At 51.7% G+C, this 24,998-nt stretch carries 7 protein-coding genes; all 7 read right to left on the reverse strand.

Translation table 11 applies throughout. The annotated features are described in order from the left end of the window. Nucleotides 1–24: 24 nt before the first annotated feature. The 7 genes from ABRS97_RS20120 to ABRS97_RS20150 all read right to left on the reverse strand — a co-directional run bounded on the left by ABRS97_RS20120 (nucleotide 25) and on the right by ABRS97_RS20150 (nucleotide 24,993). Nucleotides 25–5,508 (reverse strand): SDR family oxidoreductase, encoded by a 5,484-nt coding sequence (locus ABRS97_RS20120; RefSeq protein WP_367816922.1) that lies wholly within the window; start codon nucleotides 5,506–5,508, stop codon nucleotides 25–27. Between the two features lie 25 nt (nucleotides 5,509–5,533). Continuing rightward, nucleotides 5,534–6,427, reverse strand: a complete 894-nt coding sequence (epsC, locus tag ABRS97_RS20125; protein ID WP_367816924.1) for a serine O-acetyltransferase EpsC — start codon at nucleotides 6,425–6,427, stop codon at nucleotides 5,534–5,536. Nucleotides 6,428–6,485: 58 nt separating this feature from the next. Beyond that, on the reverse strand, nucleotides 6,486–6,941 hold the full coding sequence (locus ABRS97_RS20130; protein ID WP_367816926.1) for a DUF1360 domain-containing protein: 456 nt from the start codon (nucleotides 6,939–6,941) through the stop codon (nucleotides 6,486–6,488). Between the two features lie 64 nt (nucleotides 6,942–7,005). Then, nucleotides 7,006–12,282 (reverse strand): amino acid adenylation domain-containing protein, encoded by a 5,277-nt coding sequence (locus tag ABRS97_RS20135; protein WP_367859128.1) that lies wholly within the window; start codon nucleotides 12,280–12,282, stop codon nucleotides 7,006–7,008. A gap of 20 nt (nucleotides 12,283–12,302) precedes the next feature. Next, entirely contained in the window at nucleotides 12,303–16,895 is a 4,593-nt protein-coding gene (locus tag ABRS97_RS20140; RefSeq protein WP_367816929.1) for an amino acid adenylation domain-containing protein, read from the reverse strand. Nucleotides 16,896–16,897: 2 nt separating this feature from the next. Next, nucleotides 16,898–21,616: an amino acid adenylation domain-containing protein gene (locus ABRS97_RS20145; protein ID WP_367859129.1), complete on the reverse strand. Its 4,719-nt coding sequence runs from the start codon at nucleotides 21,614–21,616 to the stop codon at nucleotides 16,898–16,900. Nucleotides 21,617–21,618: 2 nt separating this feature from the next. Then, nucleotides 21,619–24,993: a non-ribosomal peptide synthetase gene (locus tag ABRS97_RS20150; RefSeq protein WP_367816933.1), complete on the reverse strand. Its 3,375-nt coding sequence runs from the start codon at nucleotides 24,991–24,993 to the stop codon at nucleotides 21,619–21,621. Nucleotides 24,994–24,998: the final 5 nt, after the last annotated feature.

A 24,998-nucleotide genomic window follows, 5' to 3' on the forward strand; every position in this document is an offset into this window, starting at 1 on the left:
TCATCAAGAAAGTCAATGTAAGCTTCATCCCGCGATAACTTGCTGTCCTGACAACTGGTGCTGCAGGATGCTGCTCAGATCTGAAATCGTCGGGCCTTTCAGCAATTCGACAACCGGGAGATTGACATCGAATTCTTTTTCGATGCGCAGCCTGAGCTCAATGGCCAGCATCGAATCCAGGCCGAGTTCGTTCAACGAGATATCGGTCGACAGCTTCTCCTTATTCATCCGCAAAACGTAAGCGATGACATCCGTCAAATAGGATTCCATGAAAGCCATTTGTTCGGTCGCGTACGTCAGACTCTTCCATTTCTCAAGCGCATTGATTCCAGTGTCGTCCACCAACTCTTCAGCCGTCGAACCCTCGATACCTGCCGATATATCAGCTACCATCATCGGCGAGGCGCCCATTGGGTAATTATTTTGGGCGACGACTCCCCAATCCGTAACACTTACCATGACCTGAGGCTTATCCAGTTGCAAAATATGCCCGAACCCCTCCAGAGCCTTGTCCGGATCTAGAGGATAATAACCGCGATTCGTAAAGAACTTGAGCAGATCGAGTTGAGTCGCCATGCCGACTTCGCCCCACGGGCCCCAATTTACGCTTAAACCCGGCAATCCCTGAGCTTGGCGGTAACGGGCCAGCGCATCCAGGAACGTGTTGCCAGCCGTATAGTTCGCCTGTCCGGGAGACACAATAAGGGCCGCACTAGAGGAATATAGGACGAAGAAGTCCAGCTCGCGCCCGGCAAAGTAACGATGCAGATTCCATGCTCCATATACTTTCGGACGCAGCACGGATCTGAAATCTTCCGGTTCCATCTGCATGAGCAATTGCGGACGCGCCACTCCGGCAGAATGGATAACGCCTCGAATGGACAAGCGCGATTCCGCCTCGAATTCAGCCAAGGCGCCAAATACTTGTTCCTCATCGGCAATGTCGCACCCTAACATCCATACGGTTGCGCCTATCTTCTCCAACTCGCTCACGGCCGCAATTCGCCCCCCGATTCGGCTGTCATTCTCATATTCATTCCATTTTGCGCGAGGCGGCAATGTCTCCCGACCCATCAGAACAAGATGGCGCGCGCCGTGATGAACAGCCCATTTTGCAACCTGTAAACCAATTCCCCCGAAACCGCCCGTGATCAAGTAGCCTGCATCCGTACGAAGAGAAGGCGGTAATGGCAGCGCGACATCACCACTGTCCACAATACGCAGCACATATCGCTGTCCTTGGCGGTAAGCGATCTGGTCTTCTGACGTTGAGGCCGTCATTTCATCCGCAAGCGCTGCGGCCTCATCCAACCAAGGGGCAGATCCGCCTTCGCCTGCCGCATCCAGATCGATGATACCGCCCCAGAGATCCATATGCTCCTGATGGCCAATCGCACGCGCCAGACCCCAAAGCGGCGACTGCGTCAATTGTAAAAGCTCAGGCGTTTCCAACACTTGTTGAGCCCCGCGAGTCACTAACCACAATTTCGGGCTCTTTTGCCATTCGGCATGAGCCAAAGCCTTCACGAGCATGAATACGCTGATTGTGCCGATTTCTTCCGCTTTTGCCAGATCAGATAAGGTCGAACTCTCTCCAAACTCCGCATCGAGGCCCCACAAATGCACAATGCCCTTGCACATTCCCTCATTGCCCGCTATTTCCATCAACTTACGGTAGGACTCTTGATCGGCCGGGTCGAATTGGACATGCCCGTCCCTCGCTGCAAACGTTTCACCCCGCTCGACGCAAATCACTTGATCGCCTCGTGCAGCTAATTGTTTGGCCAGCTTCCCAGCGACCCCCGTCTTATCCTTGAAAATTACCCATTTGCCCGAAGCCTCCTGCTTGATGCCAGCCTCGATTCGATCCTGCTTCAACCAACTTAATTCAGCGTATCCGACAGCGCCGGCACTGCCCTTGGCCTCATCGCGAAGCGAACGCGCTTCGCAACCCTGAATATCGATCAGCAGCGCTCCCTCGGAATCGTACATTCGAATTCCCCCCCGAAGGGTATCTTCGGTCTGCTCTTCGATCTGGGCGTGAATCCACAGGTTTCTGGTCATACGTCCCCTCACTAGACCGCGTTTTGCAGCAACTGGCATATAGACCGATTTCTCCCCGTCGCTGAAAGGCATAGCAGAAGCCAGAACCTGGAAGCATACATCAAGGACAGCAGGGTGCATAATATACTGATCAAAACCTGGATCAAGCTGCTCCGGAATTTCGACCAACGCCAATCCTTGTCCGTCTCCTTGCCAGAGCTGCTTGATACCCTGAAAGGTTGCGCCGTATTCAAGACCTAAATTGCGGAATTGACGGTAACATCTCTCCTTATCGATCTCTTGCGTGCAGCGTCTTTGCAGATCTGCCAGCTTGGGAACATTGGACGGGAATTGATACAGCGGGCGTACCTTGCAAGCTGCATGCAGCGTCCATTCCTGCTCCCCGGATTCCCGATAAACGCCGCATCTTCCGTCCGTTCGGCTCAGATGCACCTGAAGCTTCGTTGATTCCTCTTCATATAAAAAGAGCGCCTTGCGGAATTCAAGATCCGTTACTTCAAAGCCTTGATTTCCTCTGCCAAATTCAGCTTGGCAGGCAGCCATCATCATCTCCGCGTAAGCTACGCCAGGATACACAATTGTGTTTTGGATACGATGGTCGTCCAAATAGGGAAGCTGTTTAACATCGATTTCCGACTCCCAGATCGGGTGCGCAGCCTGCAGCGAGTGCCCTAGCAGGGGATGCGACGCTTCGCCGAGACGAGACTTGCGAGATCGTTCCGTCTCATGCCAGTAACTCTCGCGCTGCCATGGATAAGAAGAGAACTTGATCCGTCGTCCTTGCGGATACAGTGTTTCCCAATCCACAGTGAAGCCAAGCGCATACAGCATGCCGAGCGAGCTCAACATATGTGCACGCTCACCTTCTTTACGGCGCAATGAAGAGAAAGTGAAACCTTGCTTGTCCGCATGCATCAGGCATTCGTTGATGGAGGTGCCTAGAACCGGATGCGGCCCGATTTCCAAAAAGACGCTGTTTCCCTCTTCGATTAATTGCTCCATAGCTCCGGCAAAATGAACCGAATCACGAACATTCCTCCACCAATACTCGTTGTCAAGCTCAGTGCCTTTGATTTTTTTGCCAGCTACTGTGGAATACAACGGTATTCGCTCATTTTCCAGCTTAATATCTTGCAAAACATGCAAAAGTTCTTCTTTTTGAGGCTCCATAAAATGGCTGTGATACGGAACATTGCCGTGTACAAAACGGCAGAATATCCCTAGCTCTTTGTAATAGGCTTCAATTTCCTCAAGAACCGCAGTTTCTCCAGCCAAAGCGACTGAATTCGGGCTGTTGATTGCCGCCAGGGAGACGCGATCCGAATACGTTTCCAGAATCGGGAGCACTTCATGAAGCGGCAAACCTATAGCCACAAGCCTGCCCTGACCTGTCGTTTTCTGTTGCAAACGACTCCTGTGGTAAATAACGCGAACCGCATCTTCCAAGCTCATTGCACCCGCTTCATAGGCGGCGGCTACCTCCCCTGCGCTGTGCCCGACAATGGCTGTTGGACAGATGCCCCACGAACGCCACAATGCGGCAAGTCCGACCTGAAGGAGAAAGTTAGCCGGTTGGGCGATTGCAGTCTCCTCCATGCGCGATTCCGCCTCGTTTGCCATCATCTCCGCAACTAATGACCACCCTGCGCAAGCGATAAATTTACCGTCGATCTCCTCTGCAAGCGCGCGGAAAAGCGGCTCCTCCTGATACAATTGACGGCCCATTGCCCACCATTGCGGACCCATTCCGGTAAATACAAAGACGATTCCCGACGATTGATCATGAGATTGCTTCTGTCCGGCCATCAGCCTGGAAGAAATGTTCTCGAAAGCGCTCATTTGTTCCAACAAATGCGTTCTTGAAGTCGCTACAATGGCTAAACGGTGCATGTAGTGGGAACGATGGCGCCCCATCGTATAACCGATGTCTACAATCGTCGAATCACTTGCTTCCGCAAGGTGATTCTGATAGTGATGTACAAATTCGCCAAGAGCCCGCTCATTGGATGCCGAGAACGGCACGAGGCATGCTCTTTCCATATTTTCCGATTCGAAAAGCTGGTCTTCCCGAACAGTAGGAATCGGGGTATCCTCTACGATCGGAGCTCCTTGCAACACGACATGGGCGTTGGTTCCGCCGAAACCGAAACTGTTTACCCCGGCAAGTCGCGGTCCATTCGTCTTTGGCCATTGCGTATGCGTTAAGGGAACTCGCAATTTCAAGCGATCGAATTCAATATGCGGATTCGGGTTTTTCAAATGGAGGTGAGCGGGAATCTCCCCATATTTCAGCGACAGCGCCGCCTTGATCAAACCGGCTACCCCTGCAGCCGCTTCCGTATGGCCTATGTTCGTTTTTACCGAACCGATATAGCATGGATCATCTCCGGAGCGCCCCAGCGAAACGACCGCTCCGATTGCATTCGCTTCGATCGGGTCTCCCACCGGCGTTCCGGTTCCATGAGCTTCCACATACTGAATCTCATGCGGTTCGATTCCCGCTTTCGCATAAACTTCTTTCAACAGGCTTTGCTGAATCTCTCCGCGCGGAACCGTAATGCCCGGACTGCTTCCATCCTGATTGCAGGCTGTTGCCCGAATAAGGGCATAGATGGGATCGCCGTCTGCCAGCGCCTCCTGGTAAGGCTTAAGAATAACGACACCTGCGCCTTCACCGCGCACGTATCCATCAGCGCTGGCATCGAACGTTTTCGATCGGCCTGTTGGCGAAAGCATGCCCGCCTTGGATTCGGCGATCACAATACTCGGCGTCAGCATCACATTGACGCCGCCAGCGAGCGCGAGCGTCGATTCGCCGCTCCACAGGCTTTGACAGGCCAAATGCACCGCAACAAGAGAGGAGGAGCAGGCGGTATCCAAGGCGACAGAGGGGCCATTGAAATTGAAGACGTAGGATAACCGATTAGCTAGGAGGGTCATGGTTACACCCGTTGCCGTATGCGAATCGATATTTTGCTTGTTTTGACTGTCGAATTGCAAATTCATGTAGTCAAGGGTAAAGCCCCCGATAAACACGCCTGTCTTTGAGCCGCTTAGCTTCTCTGCGACTAGCCCCGCATCCTCTATCGCTTCGTAACTGGTTTCTAGTAACAGGCGTTGCTGCGGATCGAGAATGGACGCTTCGCGTGGCGAGATGCCGAAAAACGAAGCATCGAATTGATCCACCCGATCCAGGAATCCGCCCCACCGTGCATATGTTTTTCCCGGCTTCGAGCGATTCTTGTCAAAATGATGCATGCCCCAGCGATCGCCAGGCACTTCCTGAATCGCATCCACACCGTTCTTAAGCAGCTCCCAGAACCCCGCGGGGCTCGTAACACCGCCAGCAAATCTGCATCCGATGCCGATAATTGCAATCATGTCCCGCTCATCGTTTGTTTTCATATGATTTCCTCCATCCAATTTCTTTCGTGAATTGTTCACTGTATCAACCTCCTGATCGCGATGATTACCTGGTCGTCATTTTCGAGTGTTGCAGATCGACAACGGGGCGATGGATTACTTTGCTGCCCGGAGGAACGCTGGAGGTACACCAGACATTACCGCCGATGACTGAACCGCTCCCGATCACCGTATCCCCACCCAAAATCGTAGCGCCAGCATAAATAGTGACATGATCTTCAATCGTCGGATGCCGTTTAGTTTTCGTCGCGCCTGGGTTCTTGGCATTCATCGGCACACTAAGCGCCCCTAAGGTCACGCCCTGATAAAGCTTGACATCATCTTTGATCTGGCAGGTTTCGCCAATAACGACTCCCGTCCCATGATCAATAAAGAATCCTTTGCCGATCTGAGCGCCAGGGTGGATATCGATCCCTGTTTTTTCATGGATATACGCCGACATCTTGCGTGGAATAAGCGGAACTCCCTGTGTATGCATTTGATGGGCAATACGGTACACGGTTACGGCCAGAAGCCCGGGATAGGCCACAACAACCTCTTCCATGCTGTTAGCTGCGGGATCTCCTTCAAAGGCCGCCTTGACATCGCAGCTCAATGCCCAGCGGATTTCCGGCATTTTGCGCATCAGCTCGGCCGCATGCTGCAGGCATTCGCCTGACTTGTCGCAAGTATCCGAAGAAATGCCGCAAACCACAGCATGAATAACGGAAATGATTCTCTGCTCCACCTCGTCTAATTGTTTGGCAAACCATTCGGTCTGATTCCTTGAAAGCATAGAGGCTCGATCCGGAAAAAAAAGAGCATAGATGTCTTGAATCAGCAACCTGATCTTATTTTCCAACTCATGCCTCGAAATCTGAATGGAAAGGTTGTCCAAGTTTACCGCAATCGCATACAGATCCGTCGCTATTTCACTTCTTTCTTCCAAAGAGAGCGGCATGCATATCCCCCACTTTACTTTAAGATCCGAGTACGGCAATTCCTGCCAAATGCACTTGTTACGCCGATTTATTGGGTTTGCTCTCAAAAAACTGCTGCTTCAAATCTTCAAATTTTTGCAACTGCTGTTGAGTTGGACTGTAGGTGTGAACCTGCCAGTAACGAATGACGGTTTCCAGTGTTCCGGCGACGGCGGACAGGGCAAAAATCAATGCAATGCCAAAAGTAAGCTGTGGAATCCAGTACCAGCCTGCAACCATCAGGACGCTTACCCAGAAGCTCATGCACCAAGGACAAGCGAAGAGCATACCCAAAAACGCCCGCCACTGTGGCAATTTCGGAATAGTCAGCTTATTCATTCGGCCGAGAGCATCCGGCTCCTCAATTTCTTCCAGAAACATCCAACGCAGAGGCGCTGTAATGACATCTGAAATAATAAGGTGAGTGATGCGAAACGCACCCAGCGCATAGATGATAAAAGTGGTCAAATTCATATCGGCAATTTCCAAGTTCATAGCATGAACCTCCAGAATTGGTTTATTTAAATGGCAGTGATCCTTACACGTTTACTATTAGGGCCTAGACCATACTCAGCGATGCTTGTTCCAGGCATTCATTCAACTTTGCGCTCAAAACTTCGACATTCGGTTCGGTCATGATCGTCACGTGATCGCCAGGAATCGTGTACGATTCAACCGCCTGGGTGCAAAACTCGCTCCATCCCGCCGTTGCATCCTCCTCATCGATCATTTGCTTCAGCACATCTTCCTGTCCTTTCTGCTCGGATTGAAACAAGGCCAGCTTGCCGGAGAAACGAGAGTTCGGCTCGTACTTGCGAATCGCATTCAGATGAATGCGGAACAGGTTGAGCAGATCGCGAACTTGTTCAATGTCCGCATGAGGTAAAGCGAAATTCATGCCTTGCACCCGCTCTAGGACATATTTCAATTGCTCATCCGCTTCAAGCGTCTGAAGGTGGTCGTAAGACAACTCCACCGATCGGCCATAAAGCCGTTCCATCTCGCGGATCATAATGTTGAGAAACTCCGCGTTGCCCATCTCGGGAATTTGTCGTGTGAAGCTTGGCGCCGGCGTGTCAATAACCGCGAGCATGGCAACTTCCTGGCCTGAATTCATTAACTGCCTGGCAATTTCGAAAGCAACGGTTCCGCCGAAGGACCATCCGCCTACATGATACGGCCCCTTTTCTTGCACGGTTCGTATCGCGTCAACATAGTGCGACGCCATGGCTTCGATCCGTTCGCAATGCGACCAGTCTCCGTATAAGGCCGGTGACTGCAAGGCATAAAAGGGTCGATCTTCTGCCATATGACGCGAGAGGTCAGCGTAACAGAGAACATTGCCGCCTGTCGGATGAATCATAAACAACGGCGGCTTGGTGCCGTCCGAACGAATGGCAACAAGAGGCGAATGCAGGATCTGCTCCTTATTTTGCCTAATGATGGCGGCTAAATGCTCCACAGTAGTCCCCTCAAAAAGCGTGGACATAGGAAGAGTCTGGCCGAACTTCTCTTTCAATTGTGCCATGATGCGTACGGCAATAAGCGAGTGTCCGCCGATTGCAAAGAAGTTATCCGTAACGCCTACCGGGCTTATTTCCAAAACATCCTCCCAGATTTTCGCAATTTGCAGCTCGATAACATCGCGTGGAGGCACAAAAGCCATTTCCGTATCGCTGCCGATCATTTCTGCGGAAGGCAAGGCTTTGCGATCGATCTTGCCGTTCGCCGTCATCGGCATGGCATTCAAGAATAGAATCGCCGAGGGAACCATATAGGCCGGCAATTTATTTTTTAACAGCTTTGTTAACTGCGGAAGAAGCTGGCTGTTCATTTTTTCCTGAAGCGGATTATTCGCATAGTGGCTCCACTCCTTCACGGACAGATCTTTGATAGACGGTTCATACAACATAATTCCACCCGGCATATTCGCCGTCTGCGTCTGGCAGATCACCGCGTCAAAACAACCCGGTCCGCATTCATCCGACCACGTCATTTGCACAGAAAAGCCGATTTCTTCGCAAGCCTCCCAAAAGTGCTGCGGGTCTACGCCAAGCATTGGTGATAATTCCATGCCTATTCTCAGATCTTTGACGGTCCGCCAATCCGATGGCTGCTCCAGCATCTCCAGCGCTTGTACGTCATGAATGACGCGTGCGTTAGGCACGCCTTTCACAAGCAAGTTCTGCGGAGCTAACTGGCGCAATAAACGCGTTAAGCGAGCCAGATCAAACTGCTCTTTCCCCCACTCGATGCAAGGCATATGTGGCGGATCCTTCATGAATAATCCTCGATGGAGAAAAACATCGTAACGGAATTTGGTCAACTCGTTCTTATATTTGCCTTTCTTAAGCAGCACCTGTGTGTGGGACAATTGCGGTATAACGCGCTTTAATGCGCTAAAAAATGACGGATCAACGACCAATTCCTTCTCTTGAGCCGTTCGTTTTTTGAAACGTTTGTGTAGTTGATCGAGCGTGAAGGCCTCCTCCGACTTGGATAATTCAATTGATGCATGGAAAGTTCGCAGCAGTGGAAGCATTCTGACATCTCCCACGAAAACGGCTCCTCCCTGTCTGACCGCCCGCATCGCCCCCTCCAGAACGCGTTTGAGATAATAAATGTTCGGAAAATACTGCGCGACGGAATTGATGATGACCATATCGAATGCATCCTGTTCGATTCCGCTGAAGTCATCTGCCGTCCGGCATGTCAGACGAATCTGCTCCCGCTTTTCTTCTTTTATCCGATCATGAAGATAGTGGATGACAGATTGTGAGAAGTCTGTTCCTACATACTCGCTGCAATGCGGCGAAATCTGGAACATCAGAAGACCTGTTCCACAGCCGATCTCCAGCACCCGTTTCGGTTTCAGCGAAAGGATTCTTTCGACTGTTTCGTTTGCCCACTCCCGCATCTCTTCTGCGGGAATCGGCGAATCCGTATAGCTGCTGTTCCACCCTGCTATGTTGAAAGCGGACGTCTCGGGGGAGCTTGACTGCTCATAAATTTCATTAAATACCTGCTCCCACTCGGAAACTTTCTCATGACGGATCAGCTTCTGAGCCTCTTCGTCTTCATTCTCTTTGAGATCGGGGACGACGTAAGCGGTAATTCGTTGATCGCCAGATGTATCTTCCCTTACGATGACAAGCGCTTCTTCCACATCCGGATGTTGATGGAGCACGGCTTCGATTTCGCCCAATTCCACACGGAACCCGCGAACTTTCACCTGATTATCCACGCGCCCCAGAAACTCGATGTTCCCGTCTGCCATGAACCGGGCTCTGTCGCCCGTCCGGTACATCTTGGCCCCTTCCCTTGCTCCGAAGAGGTCTACGACAAATCGCTCGGCCGTCAATTCCGGCGCGCCCGCATAGCCTTCTGCCAGGCATTCTCCGCCAATGTACAGCTCACCGGCTACCCCGACCGGACAGAGGTTCAGATTCCGGTCCGCAATATAATACCGGGCATTCTGGATTGGTTTCCCGTACGGGATGCTCTTCTGCTCCGGATCCACATCGCCAATCCGATAAAAGTTCGACCATACCGTCGCTTCCGTTCCGCCTCCCAAGCCCACCACTTCCGCTTGGGGGAAATACGTGCGCAGCGCATCCGGCAACTTTACCGGAATCCAGTCTCCGCTCAGAAACACGAGCCGGAGCTGGCTCCGTTTCGCCATTTCCGCTTGTCCGCCCAGGAACGGTACCACTTGCTGCAAAGCCGCCGGCGCCGAATCCCAGAATGTGATGCCGTCGTGGCATACATAATGCAGCAACCGCTCCGGGTCTCTCACCTCATCATCATTCGCAATCCGGATCGATCCCCCCGCCGCCAACAGGCCGAAGAGATCGTACACCGATAAATCGAATCCGTACGAGGTGATCCACAACACCCGGTCGCTAGCCCCCATTTCAAACGTTCGGTTAACCCACTCGATTAAATTGATGACCGGTTGGTGCCGCACCATCACGCCTTTGGGTGTTCCCGTCGATCCTGACGTGTAGATAATGTACGCAAGCTCGCTGGCTTCTTCCAGGTTGTCCGTGCGTTCCGCGCGAATCGCCGCTTGCTCGCGATCCATGCAGATCCGCTGCCCGCCGTAACCGGGCAACCGCTCCGTCAGTGCCGTCTGCTTCAGCAGCACCGCTGCCTCCGCATTCTCCGCAATGTAGGCGAGCCGCTCCTCCGGATGCGTCGGATCCAGCGGCACATACGCGCCCCCCGCTTTCATAATGCCGATCAGCCCGACCACCATCTCCCACGAGCGCTCCATGCATATCGCAACCCGGGTGCCGGGGATGACGCCATGACGGCGCAAATAACGGGCCAATCGGTTAGCCTGCTCATTCAATTCCCGGTAACTCCAGCTGCCTGTCCCCCACAGCACGGCGGGGGCCTCCGGCTGCTTGGCCGCTTGCTCCTCGAACAAGCGGTGAATGTGCTGCTCGCTTGCGTACTCCGCTGCGGTATCGTTCCACTCCGTAAGCATTTGATGCCGTTCCTCCACCGTCAAGAGCGTAAGTTCCGACAGCTTCCGTTCCGGCTCGGCCGCCATCGCTTCCAGCAACGTTTGCAGATGAGTCATCATTCGGGCAATCGTGTCATCTTCAAATCGTCCGTTGTACAATGCCTTGAACATGAGTTCAGTTCCCGGCACAATCATTAAGCTCAGCGGATAATTCACCCATGTATGGGAAACAACGTCGCTGATCGTAATGCCCTCGCTGGATTTCACAGTGGAATTGTCTACAGGATAGTTCTCAAAGACAAGAACACTTTCAAATAACGGTCGTCCTCTCGGCACTTCGCTCCAGCCTTGAATCTGCACCAGAGCGCTGTATTCATATTGACGCAGTTCAATTTGCTGCTCTTGAAGCCGCTTTAACCACGGCAGAAGTTCCTCCGCTGCACTAGCGTTCACACGCATCGGCAAAGTATTGATAAACAACCCTATCATAGACTCTACGCCATACAAATTACCGGAGCGCCCGGAAACGACAGTTCCGAAAACAACATCTTCCTCACCGCTGTATTTGCTTAGCAGCAGGGCCCATGCGCCTTGAATCAGCGTATTCAGCGTAAGCTGATGATTTCGTGCCAATGACTGAATTGCCGTCGTGCTTTCAGCAGAAAGTCTGAACAGTTGTTCATGGTATTCATCCTTACCACGCTCAGCCATTTTTTCCAGCTTATCCACCCCAAATGAGGTCGGCGCCCTGAAGCCTTGCAAGTGCTCTCGCCAGTATTGCTCCGCTTTCGACATATCCTGCTGCTGCAGCCATGCAATATAATCCTGATAAGGCTGCGGCAGCTCCACATCCATATGCTTCTTTTCGCGCAAAGCTTCATAATAAGTGAAAATTTCCCTAATGATCAAAGATAACGACCAACCGTCAAGCAGCAAGTGGTGGAAGCTCCATATGAATTGATGCGAATCCTCCGACATGCGGATTAAGGTCAGGCGCATCAACGGCGCTTTAGTCAGAGGGAAGCCTTTGAATCGGTCTTGCTCAAGAAAAGCGCCCAGCTGGAGCTCCTGATCATCTTGGCTCAAATGGCTCCAATCGCGCTGATCCCAAGGAAGCTCGACGGACTGCTTAACGATCTGAAGCAATTTTTTACGCCGTTCCCATACGAATGTCCGTAAAATAGGATGTCGTTCCAGCACCGTCTCCCATGCTGATTGAAAACAGAAACTGTCAAACTTTTCGCCATGAAACACACAGGTGAACTGGACGCTGTAAACGCCAGATTCGGCATCCAGCATGCTATGGAACAACATGCCTTCTTGCACAGGTGAAAGCGGATAAATCGTCTCGATATTTTTAGACATCCCGTGTGATCCTCTCTTTCCTATACTTGGAATTCTTTCAGATCATTCATGAGTGCGTCGAGGTCATTCTGATCCAGAGCCGCCTCAGGAAAATCGGAAGGCGTATATCCTCCCGCCCCGGACGATAAACAATGTTCCCCTATTGCTCTCAGCGCATCTATGAAGCCGCCTGCCAAACGCTCAATCGTGGAGCGATTATGGATGCCTTCACTATAGTTCCAGTCCACCCGCAGTTGGCCCTCGAAAACTCTGGCGTTGATCTCAAGCAAATAAGGCCTCACCCCCCTGGCGCTTCGTTCGGAATCGCTGCTTTCCGGAGCAATCCCAAACAAACTGACGCCATCCAGAACCTGATCGAATTGTCCCAAATAATTGAACAGCACTTCAGCGCGTCCCACATCCCGGAACATTCTTCTTGTGTCTTCATCCGCCAAATACCGCAGCAGACCGAATCCGATTCCGCCTCTCGGCACCTTCCTCACCTGTTCCTTGATGCTTTTGAGAACGTCACCCAGTCCTTCCGCTGTTCCCATATCCAACCGCAGTCTATAGATGCACGTAAACCATCCTACCGTCCGGGATACATCCAAATGCTCGAACAGCGCTTCCCGCCCGTGGCCTTCCACATCGATAACAGCCGAACGTTTTCCCGTCCACCGCTCGAAGGCTAGCAAAAGTGCGCTCAGCAGCACTTCCTGTGTCTGGGTCTGGTAAGCTTTCGGCACCTTCTGCATGAAATCCAGCGTTTCTTCCTCGCTAAGAGCGACTGAGACGCTTCGCACGTTCTGGACCTTATTGCAGCCGTCCGGACCATCAACCGGCAGACGATCTTCTTTTTCAAGGATCTGTTTTTTCCAATAATTGAGTTCATTCCTAACGTCACCGGAGTGAGCAAATTCCACCAATTGCCCTGCCCACTGCTTGAATGAAGTCGTTTTCGACGGAAGACGGATCTCCTCTCCTTGCCGCAGCTGCAAATAGGCGGTCTGTAAATCTTCCAGTAAAATTTGCCATGAAATCCCATCAACAACTAAATGATGGACGGCAATCAGAAAGCGGCTTCGTTTATCTGCTCCCAATTGAAAATGTGCAGCCCGCAGCAAAGGGCCATCTGCCACATGCAGGCTCCCTTGCAACTCCTCGATAATTTCATAAAACGCTGCGCTCTGCTCGCTTTCCGAATAGTCCGAAAGGTCGATCTGATGGATCGATACTTGCTCTGTTCCACTAAAATGCTCTTGTTCCCAGCCTTCCCCCGAAGGTGTAAATCGTAGTCGAAGAACATCATGTTGCCTCACCACACGTTGCAGCGCCTGCTCCAACACGTCCAGATCGACCGCTTCCTTCACCTCCAAGATCATCGAAAGATTGAAGTGATGCGCATCCTCCAAGCCCTGTTCGAAAAACCAAATCTGAATCGGGGTCAGCGGCACATTTCCTTCAATAGAACCTTGCTCCGCCTCAACAATTACATCCGTCTTGGCAACCTTGGCCAATTCCGCAATCGTAAGATGGTGAAAGAGCTCTTTGGGCGTAAAGCTCAACCCCTTTTGCTTGGCTTTGGCAATCAGCCGAATGGCGAGAATCGAGTCTCCCCCCGACTCAAAAAAGTTGTCATGCACGCCAATCTGCTCCAGATTCAGCACCTCAGCCCAAATCTGCGCCAACGTTTCTTCTACAGGCGTACGTGGTGCAGAAAATGGCTTGTCAACAGCTATTCTGTTTCTATCCGGTTCAGGCAGTGCTCGTCGATCTATTTTCCCATTTGGCGTCAAGGGCATTTCTTTCAGTATCACAAAAGCTGCCGGTATCATATAGTCGGGTAGTTTCTCTCTAAGCTTGGTCCGCAATTGACTGAGATGAATCGATCCGTCCGCTTGCGGCGACACATAAGCGACCAATCGCTTGCTTCCTGACGTATCCTGCTGTTCGATCACAATGGCTTCGCTTACATCGGGACATTGGAACAGCGCCGCTTCGATCTCGCCTAATTCGATGCGATATCCCCGGATTTTCACTAGCCGATCGATCCGTCCCAGAAACTCGATATTGCCGTCCGAACGGAATCGCACCCGATCCCCCGTTTTATATAGCTTGCCCGGGCCAAATGGATGATCGATGAAGGTTTCTTCGCTAAGCTCTGGCCTGTTCAAATAACCGAGTGCCAAGCCGTCCCCGCCAAGATACAGCTCGCCCGGCACGCCGATAGGCACCAGTTGCAAGTTGCGATCCAGAATATAAGCCGTGTTATTTTTTAACGGTCGGCCGATTGGAATATTCGTCTGAATCTCGCTTTCATCCCGGATTGGAAAGCAAGTTGAATACGTGGTATTCTCGGTTGGGCCGTAAACATCTATTAACTGACAGTCCAATTGCTGCAGTACCTTTTTGGCATGCAACTGCGACACGGCCTCACCCCCGGTCAACAAATGGCGGATCCCACGCAATCCTTCCAAATGATGCTCCACCATTTGATGGAAAAGGCCGGTTGTCATAAAAAGCGTAGTAACCCCATGCAAGCGAATGGTATCTCCGATTTCCTCGAGCGATACTTCCCTGGATGGAAATATGACGACTTTTCCGCCATTCAGCAGCGGAGCCCATATTTCAAAAGTAGCCGCATCGAAAGTTACGGGAGCCAGTTGCAGGTACACCTCATCCTGCGTAAATGGCACGTAGTCTGTTCCTTTGACCAGACGCACTACGCCTTGATGCGTCACCATCACACCCTTTGGCTTTCCGGTAGAGCCAGAAGTGTACATGATGTACGCCAAGTGCCCGGCTGCGGAAGCATGCGGCAAGTTCTCGATACGCTCCTCTTCTATTAAGGAGTCCAGAACTAGCGGTTCTACTTCCAACTCGCCAAACTTGCCAAGTGCGCCTTCCTTGACCACCACCACCTGAACTTGCGTATCCTCCAACATATACCGGAGCCGTTCCTGCGGATCATTCGCATCCATAGGCACATAAGCGCAACCCGCTTTGAGCACGGCGAGCATGCCTACCACCATGTCTGGTGAACGTTCCAAACCTAAGCCCACCTTTTGTCCAGGCTGTACGCCAAGATGGCGCAGGCGATGGGCTAATCGATTGGCCCGCTCATTCAATTCCCGATAAGTAATTTGCTCTTCCTTGAACACGATCGCTACCCGGTCGGGGCCTTGCGCCACTTGCTCCTCAAACAATGGATGAATGCCCGACTCCCTCGGGTAATCGGTTGCCGTATCATTCCACTCCACCAGCAGCTGCCTGCGCTCCCGCTCCGTGAGAATCGGCAGATCGCAAATCTTGCGCTCGCCCCCAGCCGCCATTTCTCCCAGCAAGGTCAACAAATGCTCCATCATTTGGGATATCGTTTCGTGATCAAAGCGGGAAGTATCATAGAGTATTTGAAAACGTAATTCAGCGCCAGGGGTCACGATGACATTGAGCGGGTAATTCGTCTGCTCGGAGAAACGGGCCACTTCGACTTTCAAGTCGCGCAGGCTTCCTTGCAGCAATGGATCCATCGGATAATTTTCATAGACCAGCACACTTTCGAACAAGGGTTGATCCTTCGGCGCTTCGCTCCATTTCTGAACCTCAACAAGCGGACTATATTCATACTGCTGCAATTCCATATAGCAGGATTGAATGTCTTTCAGCCAGGTAAGCATTTCGGATTGTTGAGGGATGTTGACTCGCATGGGCAAAGTGTTAATGAAGAGCCCCACCATGCTCTCCATCCCGGGCAAATCCCCCGAACGGCCGGATAGCACCGCACCGAACACCACATCTTCCTCTCCGCTGTATCGGCTCAACAGCAGCGCCCACGCCCCTTGCACAACGTTGTTTAGCGTTAATTGATGATGACGAACCAGCTTTTGAAGCGCTTTGGTCGTATCCTCTGACAACTTCCTGACATGCTCGCCGAAGCTGCCATGCCGCTCTCCGTTCCGGGAAATCCCCTTTGCCACAGTGAGTTCCGTCGGAACCGTGAAACCGGCAAGGTTTTTCCTCCAGTAGATTTCAGCCTGAGACAGGTCTTGCTCGTTCAACCACATAATATAGTCCCGATACCTACGGGGCCGATCAAGATACACCTCCGTTCCTTGGCTGAATGACTCATAAAAAGCGAAAATTTCTTGCAGGATCAAGGATGAAGACCAGCCATCCAGCAACAAATGATGGAAACTCCAAGTGAAATGATAGACATGATCTGAAAGTCGAATAACGATGAACCGCATGAGCGGAGTCTGCAGCGATGGGAAGCCGTTACGCCGATCTCTTTCCAGACATACTTCAATCTCTTGATCTTGTTCTTCCGGAGACATATGCCTCCAATCTTGCTCCTCCCAATCGGGCTGAACGTTCCGATAAACAACTTGCATCGGTTCCGACGTTTCTTCCCAGAAAAAAGAAGTTCTCAATATATCATGCCGATTCACAGCTTCCTGCCATGCGCGCTGAAAGGCCGATAAATCGAATTGGCCGATTAAACGATACGACATTTGTTCAACGTACACCTCGAAAGCAGCATCGTATAGCGCATGAAAGAGAATCCCTTTTTGCGTAAAAGACAGCGGGTAAATATCCTGGATGTTTCTTTCCAAATCCTTTGCGGTCGACACCATGATTATTGTCCTCCTTCTCTGGTTCGGGTTGCCCTAAAAAGCAACCTATCCAGCTCTTCCTGGTTCAAATTAACGCCTTCAAAATCCGATGGGGTATACCCGCCCGCATGGGATGACAAACAGTGTTCCATCAGCCATTTCAGCGCATCCATAAAGTCATTTGCCACACGCTCAATCGTCGACCTGCGATGGATGCTTTCGCTGTAATTCCAATCGATCCGCAGTTGTCCTTCCATAATCCTGGCATTAATCTCGAGCAGATAAGGCCTTAGCCCTCGAGAACTGCGGTCGGAATCGCTGTTTTCAGCCACCAGCTCGAATGATTTAACCTCAGCCAACACATTGTCGAACTGGCCGAGATAATTGAATACAACATCCGCTTGTTCAAGCGCTCGCAGCGATTCTCTTGCTTCCTGATCCCCCAGATATCGCAGCAAGCCGAAACCGAGTCCGCCATACGGTACTTTGCGCACTTGTTCCTTCATCGTTTTCAACACATCTCCGGGTTTTTCGGCGTTGCCCAAATCCAGGCGCAGTCTATAGAGACTCGTAAACCATCCTACCGTCCGGGATACATCGATCTGCTCGAATATTGGCTCTCGCCCGTGGCCTTCCAAATCGACGAGCAGCGAACGTTTGCCGAGCCATTGCTCGAAGGCCCTTGCCAGTGCGGCGAGCAGCACTTCCCGCAGCTGAGTGTGATACGCTCTAGGCACATCTTGCAATAAAGCTGTTGTTTCTTTGACTGGAAGAGTTGCAGACACCGTTTGCATCGTCCCGGCCCTATTCAAGCCGCCGGGATCATCGACAGGCAGGTGGCCGTTGTGAGCTAAATCCTGATTCTTCCAGAAGCTGAGCTCCTTGTTCAATGCCCCGGACTGGGCATAATCCGCCAATTGCTCGGCCCATTGTTTAAAGGATGTCGTTTTGGCTGGAAGTCTGACCTCTTCGCCTTGCCGCAGCTGCTCATATGCGGTTTGCAAATCTTCCATAATGATTTGCAAGGAGACTCCGTCCGCCACTAAATGATGGATGGCGATCAGCAATTGGCTTCGCCTGTCGGCTCCCATACAGAAATGCGCTACCCGCAGCAGCGGGCCATCCGTCACATGCAGGCTTCCCTGCAGTTCGCAGGCGAGAGTATGAAATGCAGCGGATTGCTCGCTTTCCGGGTAAGAAGAGAGATCGATGTGCGCGATCGATATAGGCTCTACACTCCCTCTGTTTTCTTGCTTCCAACCCTCACCAGAAGGAGTGAAACGCAACCGCAGCGCATCGTGATGAAGCACGACGCACTGCAGCGCCTGCTCCAAAAGCTCCAAATTCACAGCTTCTTTCGCTTCTACAACGATAGAGAGATTGAAATGATGCGCTTCCTCCAATTCTTGCTCAAAGAACCAGCGCTGAATCGGCGTTAACGGCACTGCTCCCGTTACAATGCCTTGTTCCGCCTCTACGCATGCATCCTTCTTAACAACCCTCGCCAATTCGGCGATTGTTCGGTGCTGGAATAGATCCTTCGGTGTAAAGTTCAGGCCTTTCTCTTTGACTTTGGCCATGACGCGAATAGCAAGGATAGAGTCTCCGCCTAACTCGAAGAAATTATCCTGCACGCCGACCTTCTCCAGATTCAACACTTCGCTCCAGACCTTGGCAAGCGCCTCCTCATTGGGAGTTCGAGGCGTTACATACTCATGGTCGGCACCCATCCTGCTCTTATCCGGTTCGGGCAGCGCACGGCGGTCTATTTTCCCGTTCGCGGTCACCGGCATCGCCTTGAGCTCCACGAATGCAGCCGGTATCATATACTCAGGCAGCCGTTCTTTCAGAAAAGTGCGCAGTTCTCCCATAGGTATCGAGCGATCCGCTGCAGGCACAATATACACGGCTAATTCCTTATCGCCGGATACTGGTTTATTGTGGACGGCAACAAGCGCTTCTTCCACATCCGGATGCTGATGGAGCACGGCTTCGATCTCGCCCAATTCCACACGGAACCCGCGAACTTTCACCTGATTATCCACCCGTCCCAGAAACTCGATGTTCCCGTCTGCCATGAACCGGGCTCTGTCGCCCGTCCGGTACATCTTGGCCCCTTCCCTTGCTCCGAAGAGGTCTACGACAAATCGCTCGGCCGTCAATTCCGGCGCGCCCGCATAGCCTTCTGCCAGGCATTCTCCGCCAATGTACAGCTCACCGGCTACCCCGACCGGACAGAGGTTCAGATTCCGGTCCGCAATATAGTACCGGGCATTCTGGATCGGTTTCCCGTACGGGATGCTCTTCTGCTCCGGATCCACCTCGCCGATCCGATAGAAGTTCGACCATACCGTCGCTTCTGTTCCGCCTCCCAAGCCCACCACTTCCGCTTGGGGGAAATGCGTGCGCAGCGCGTCCGGCAACTTTACCGGAATCCAGTCTCCGCTCAAAAACACGAGCCGGAGCTGGCTCCGTTTCGCCATTTCCGCTTGTCCGCCCAGGAACGGCACCACTTGCTGCAAAGCCGCCGGCGCCGAATCCCAGAATGTAATGCCGTCGTGGCATACATAATGCAGCAGCCGCTCCGGGTCTCTCACCTCATCATCATTCGCAATCCGGATCGATCCCCCTGCCGCCAACAGGCCGAAGAGATCGTACACCGATAAATCGAATCCGTACGAGGTGATCCACAACACCCGGTCACTGGCCCCCATTTCGAACGTTCGGTTAACCCACTCGATCAAATTGATGACCGGCTGATGCCGAACCATCACGCCTTTGGGTGTTCCCGTCGATCCTGACGTGTAGATAATGTACGCCAGCTCGCCGGCTTCCTCCAGGTTGTCCGCAAGCTCCGCGCGAATCGCCGCTTGCACTTGGTCCATACAGATCCGCTGCCCGCCGTAACCGGACAACCGCTCCGTCAGTGCCGTCTGCGTCAGCAGCACCGCTGCCTCCGCATTCTCCGTAATGTAGGCGAGCCGCTCCTCAGGATGCGTCGGATCCAGAGGCACATAGACGCCCCCCGCTTTCATAATGCCGAGCAGCCCGACCACCATCTCCCACGAGCGCTCCATGCATATCGCGACCCGGGTGCCGGGGATGACGCCATGACGGCGCAAATAACGGGCCAATCGGTTAGCCTGCTCATTCAATTCCCGGTAACTCCAGCTGCCTGTCCCCCACAGCACGGCGGGGGCCTCCGGCTGCTTGGCCGCTTGCTCCTCGAACAAGCGGTGAATGTGCTGCTCGCTTGCGTACTCCGCTGCGGTATCGTTCCACTCCGTCAGCATTTGATGCCGTTCCTCTACCGTCAAGAGCGTAAATTCTGACAGCTTCCGTTCCGGCCCGGCAATAGCTTCTTCCAATAAATGCCAAAAGTGGTCAGCTATCCGCAGCACCGTTTCTTCATTAAATAGATCGGTGTTGTATTCCCAGCTGCTGCATAATCCTTCATTTGTTACCGTGAACTGCACATTGAGATCAAATTTGGCAGTGCCGCTGTTCAATTCTTCCAATCGCATGTCTACGCCCGATAATTCCAACTTGAAAGGTGCGTTTTGCAGCACAAGCATCACTTGAAACAGAGGATGGCGGCTGAAATCCCGCTCCGGCTGCAATTCCTCCACTAATTTCTCAAAAGGCAGCTCCTGATGGGCAAATGCGCCAAGTGTCGCCTCGCGAACCCGGGCCAGCAGCTCACGATAACTTAAATCTCCCGAAACTTCTACATGCAGCGCCAATGTGTTTAGCATAAGGCCGATCAGCGGTTCCATCTCCAACCGGCTGCGGCCTGCTACCGGCGTGCCGACCACAATATTTTCCTGTTCCGTGTAGCGATACAGCAGCGTTTTTAATACCGATATCAAGGTCATGAACAGCGTTACGCCTTCCCTCTGACTGAATGCCTCAATCTGCTCCAGCAGCGAGTTAGGCCATATGAAATAACAAGCAGCTCCGTTGAAGCTTTGAATGGGCTTCCGAGGCCGATCCGTAGGCAAATCAAGTACCGTAGAAACTCCACTTAACTGTTCCTTCCAATAAGACAACAGCTGGTTCATACGTTCTCCTTGAAGCCGTTCCTTTTGCCACTGGGCAAAGTCACCGTATTGAATCGAAAGTTCAGGCAGCAGAGAAGGTTTGCCATGTATAAACGCCTCATATAGCACCGCCAGCTCCTGAAAGAAAATCCCCATCGACCAACCATCGAAAACCATATGATGCACATTGAACAGCAGAACATGCTTTTTCGAATCCAACTGTAACAACCTCATCCAGACCAGAGGACCCAAGTTTAATTCAAACCGATGCTGAGCTCCATCAGCCGCCTGCCTGCTTACTTCCTCTTCCTGTGCATGTTCAGCCATATGTTGCAAGTCGATCACTGTCAGTTCCGGCATGAGCTCGTCATGTACGGCTTGCAGCATCTCGCCGTTAATCATTTGAAAAGTAGTGCGAAGCACATCATGACGCCGGATGATAGCATATAAGCTGTTTTCCAAAACCTTGATATCCAAGGTACCCTCAAGTCGCACAGAGGCAGGCATGTTGTATACCGGACTCTCCGGATTTAGCTGGCTCATGAACCATAATCGCTCTTGCCCGAACGAGAGCGGAGCCCCGCCAGGATGATCTCGCTTCGGAATTTTTTCAAAATCTGATGCTTCCACACCTTCCGTCTGCAGCAGCCGCTGAAGCAAGTTCCGCTTTGTTTCCGATAAGCTCAGTAGGGTGTCAGACATACTCACTCGCCCCCTCGTTCCGATAACTGTGACTGTTCGATGAGCAATGCAGCCGCCTCCTCTTCGGAAATGCCGGATAATATCATGTACATTTCACATACTTTTTCCAACCGTTGCATATGAAGCGCATTCTGAGACCAATAGGCTATAATGCCAGTAATCGTTGGTGCTTTAAAAAATTGCATAAGAGGCAACTCCACTTGAAGATGTTCACCGATGCGCGCCGTTATTTGCGATGCCAGCAAAGAATGGCCTCCGATCTCAAAAAAATGATCGTGCACGCCCACTTTGTCTATGCCTAACACTTGACTCCAAACTTCTGCCAAAACTTTTTCAATAGGCGTCTGAGGAGCCACGTACGTGAACTGATTGCTGAATTCAGGCTTGGGCAGCGCATTACGGTCAACTTTTCCATTCGGCGTCAAAGGAATTTGATCCACACATACGAAGACGGAAGGCACCATATAATCTGGTAAACATGCTTGCATATAGAGCCTTAAGCTTTCCATAGTCGGGGAAGATTCCTGCTGCATGACGATATACGCCACTAAACGCTTGTCTTCTGCAATGTGCTCATGCAAAGTGGCTACTGCCTGACTGATAGATGGATGCTGCAGCAGCGCGTGCTCCACTTCGCCCAGTTCAATGCGGAATCCACGAAGCTTGATTTGGTGATCCTTCCGTTTTAAATACGCCAGATTTCCATCTCGGCGATAACGCACCAGATCTCCCGTTTTATACAACCTGGCTTCTGGATCGGAACGGAACGGATGCGGCACAAAGCTTTTTGCCGTCAGCTCCGGTTTGTTCCAATACCCTTTGGCCACCTGTACGCCGCCTATGTACAGCTCTCCCGGTATGCCAACCGGAACGGGCTCCATGTTAGCATCCAGCACATATAGCTCTGTATTGGCGATTGGTTTCCCTATAGGTACCGAGATTTCATCTTTTTCCGGCCTACAGATCCAAGCGCTTACATCGATGGCCGCTTCCGTCGGGCCGTATAAGTTGTACAGGTTCGCATTCAAGCGATGCAAAGCAGTAGTCATGATATCGTGTGGCAAAGCCTCTCCGCTGCATATCACCCTGGTGAGTGTTCGACAATTCGCCGATTCCGGATTTTCCAGAAAGATGCGCAGCATGGAAGGAACGAAATGCATGGTCGTAATCCGCTGCTCCTGAATCAATCTGGCCAAATAACTGGTATCCTTGTGCCCCTCCGGCCTCGCAATTACGAGGCATGCACCGCTCATCAAAGGCCAGAAAAATTCCCAAACCGATACATCGAAGCTAAACGGCGTTTTTTGCATGACACGATCTTCTTCCGTTAATTCGTAAGCGGATTGCATCCAATGCAGTCGATTGCATACCCCCCGATGCGTATTCATCACGCCTTTAGGCTTACCGGTGGAACCAGAAGTGTATATGATATACATCATGTCCTCAGGTGCGGCCAAAAGCTCTGGATTCGCAGTCTCTCCCGTCAGCCACAGCTGCCAATCACCGTCTAGGTGCAAAGACGAAATTTTTTGAGGCAACCGTAGCTGCAAGTGTTCCTGTGTAAGCACAATCGATACGCCCGAATCTTCCAGCATATCGTCAATCCGTTTTGCGGGATAATTCGGATCGATAGGAACGTAAGCCCCTCCAGATTTGATAATGCCGAGCAGTGCAACCATCATCTCCAGGGAACGTTCCATGAATACCCCCACCGGGTAATTGGCGCCTACACCTTGACGCCGCAAGTACCAGGCCAGTTGATTCGCTCTCTCATTCAGTTCCCTATAGGTCAGTTTTTCTTCTTCGAAGATCACCGCAATATGATCCGGCGTTTTCACAGCCTGCGCTTCAATGAGTTCATGAATAGTCGTTTCCGGAATTTCTACTGATGGCCCTTGCGCCCAATCCTCCAACAACAACTTCTTTTCTTGTTCTGTCATTAACGGCAGTTTCGCTAGTTTCATCCCCGGCTGAGCAATAACACACTCCAACAAATTCCGGAAATGCTCGGCCATGCGCACAATGGTATCTTCATCGAATAAATCCGTGTTGTACTCCCAACTGCTGAATAAACCATCGCTCGTCTCGGCGAACTGCACATTGAGATCGAATTTGGCCTTTCCGCTGCTTAATTCTTCCAAACGCACATCAAGCCCGGACAGGTTCAAGGTCAAAGGAGCATTTTGCAGAACAAACATCACTTGGAAAAGTGGGTGACGGCTCAAGTCCCGCTCCAGCTGCAATTCCTCCACCAATCGCTCAAAAGGAAGTTCTTGATGGGCCATGGCGCCCAACATCGCCTCCCGCACCTGGATCAGCAGTTCCTGAAAACTCAGCTCTCCCGATAGGTTGACATGCAAAGCCAATGTGTTGAGCAAGTGGCCTATTAAGGGTTCAATCTCAATCAGGGTGCGGCCAGCCACCGGCGTGCCGACGACAATATCTTCCTGTTCCGTGTATCGATGCAGGAGCGTTTTGAACACCGAAATCAGCGTAATGAACAGCGTAACGCCTTTCCTCTGACTGAAGGCTTCGACCTGCTCAAGCAATGAATCGGGCCAAGTAAACGTACATATCGCTCCATTGAAGCTTTGAATCGCTTTTCGGGGGCGATCGGTTGGCAAATCGAGCACTGTCGGCACGCCACTAAGCCGATCATTCCAATACGCCAACAGCTTATCAAGACGCTCATCTTGAAGCGTCTCCTTCTGCCACCTGGCGAAATCACCAAATTGAATAGGGAGCTCGGGCAGCGGCGAAGATTCTCCATGTAGAAAAGCCTCATACAGAACATCCATTTCTTGAAAAAAAACACCCATTGACCAGCCGTCAAAAATGATATGGTGCACGTTAAACAACAACACATGCTCATCCTTGGCCAACTTCAGAAGCCGATACCAAACAAGAGAGCCATGACTCAAATCAAAAAGATGGCGTGCTCCCGCAGCAGCCTGCCTGCTTATTTCCTCTTCCGCTTCATCTCTATGCATGTGTTCCAAATCGATCACCGCCAGCTCCGGCGCAAGTTCTTCATGTACAATCTGCAACAGCTGACCGTTGATCATTTGAAAAGAGGTGCGCAGCACTTCATGGCGTCTGATGATTTCATGCAAGCTTTTTTCCAAAGCCGCTATGTCCAGTTTCCCCTCAAGGCGCATAGCTGCTGGCATATTGTAAACCGCACTTTCTTGATTAAATTGATCGACAAACCACAACCTTTCTTGTCCAAAGGAAAGGGGAGCAACCGCTCGATCCGTTCTTCTTGGAATCCTGCGAGAAAGCGTGCTATTGCCTGGTTTCCCTTGTAGACGTCTTTCAAGCAAAGCTATTTGGGCTGGGGAAAGATCCACTGATCGGGCCGCCAAGTCGTTTTTCATCAATG

It is taken from the genome of Paenibacillus tabacirhizosphaerae, assembly GCF_040812395.1.
Classification (GTDB): Bacteria; Bacillota; Bacilli; order Paenibacillales; family NBRC-103111; genus Paenibacillus_E.

Excerpts from the sequence above, each read along its gene's own strand:
- ABRS97_RS20140 (WP_367816929.1), bottom strand. The coding sequence starts at position 16,895 with ATGGTGTCGACCGCAAAGGATTTGGAAAGAAACATCCAGGATATTTAC.
- ABRS97_RS20135 (WP_367859128.1), bottom strand. The coding sequence starts at position 12,282 with ATGTCTAAAAATATCGAGACGATTTATCCGCTTTCACCTGTGCAAGAA.
- ABRS97_RS20145 (WP_367859129.1), bottom strand. The coding sequence starts at position 21,616 with ATGTCTGACACCCTACTGAGCTTATCGGAAACAAAGCGGAACTTGCTT.
- epsC (WP_367816924.1), bottom strand. The coding sequence starts at position 6,427 with ATGCCGCTCTCTTTGGAAGAAAGAAGTGAAATAGCGACGGATCTGTAT.
- ABRS97_RS20130 (WP_367816926.1), bottom strand. The coding sequence starts at position 6,941 with ATGAACTTGGAAATTGCCGATATGAATTTGACCACTTTTATCATCTAT.
- ABRS97_RS20150 (WP_367816933.1), bottom strand. The coding sequence starts at position 24,993 with ATGAAAAACGACTTGGCGGCCCGATCAGTGGATCTTTCCCCAGCCCAA.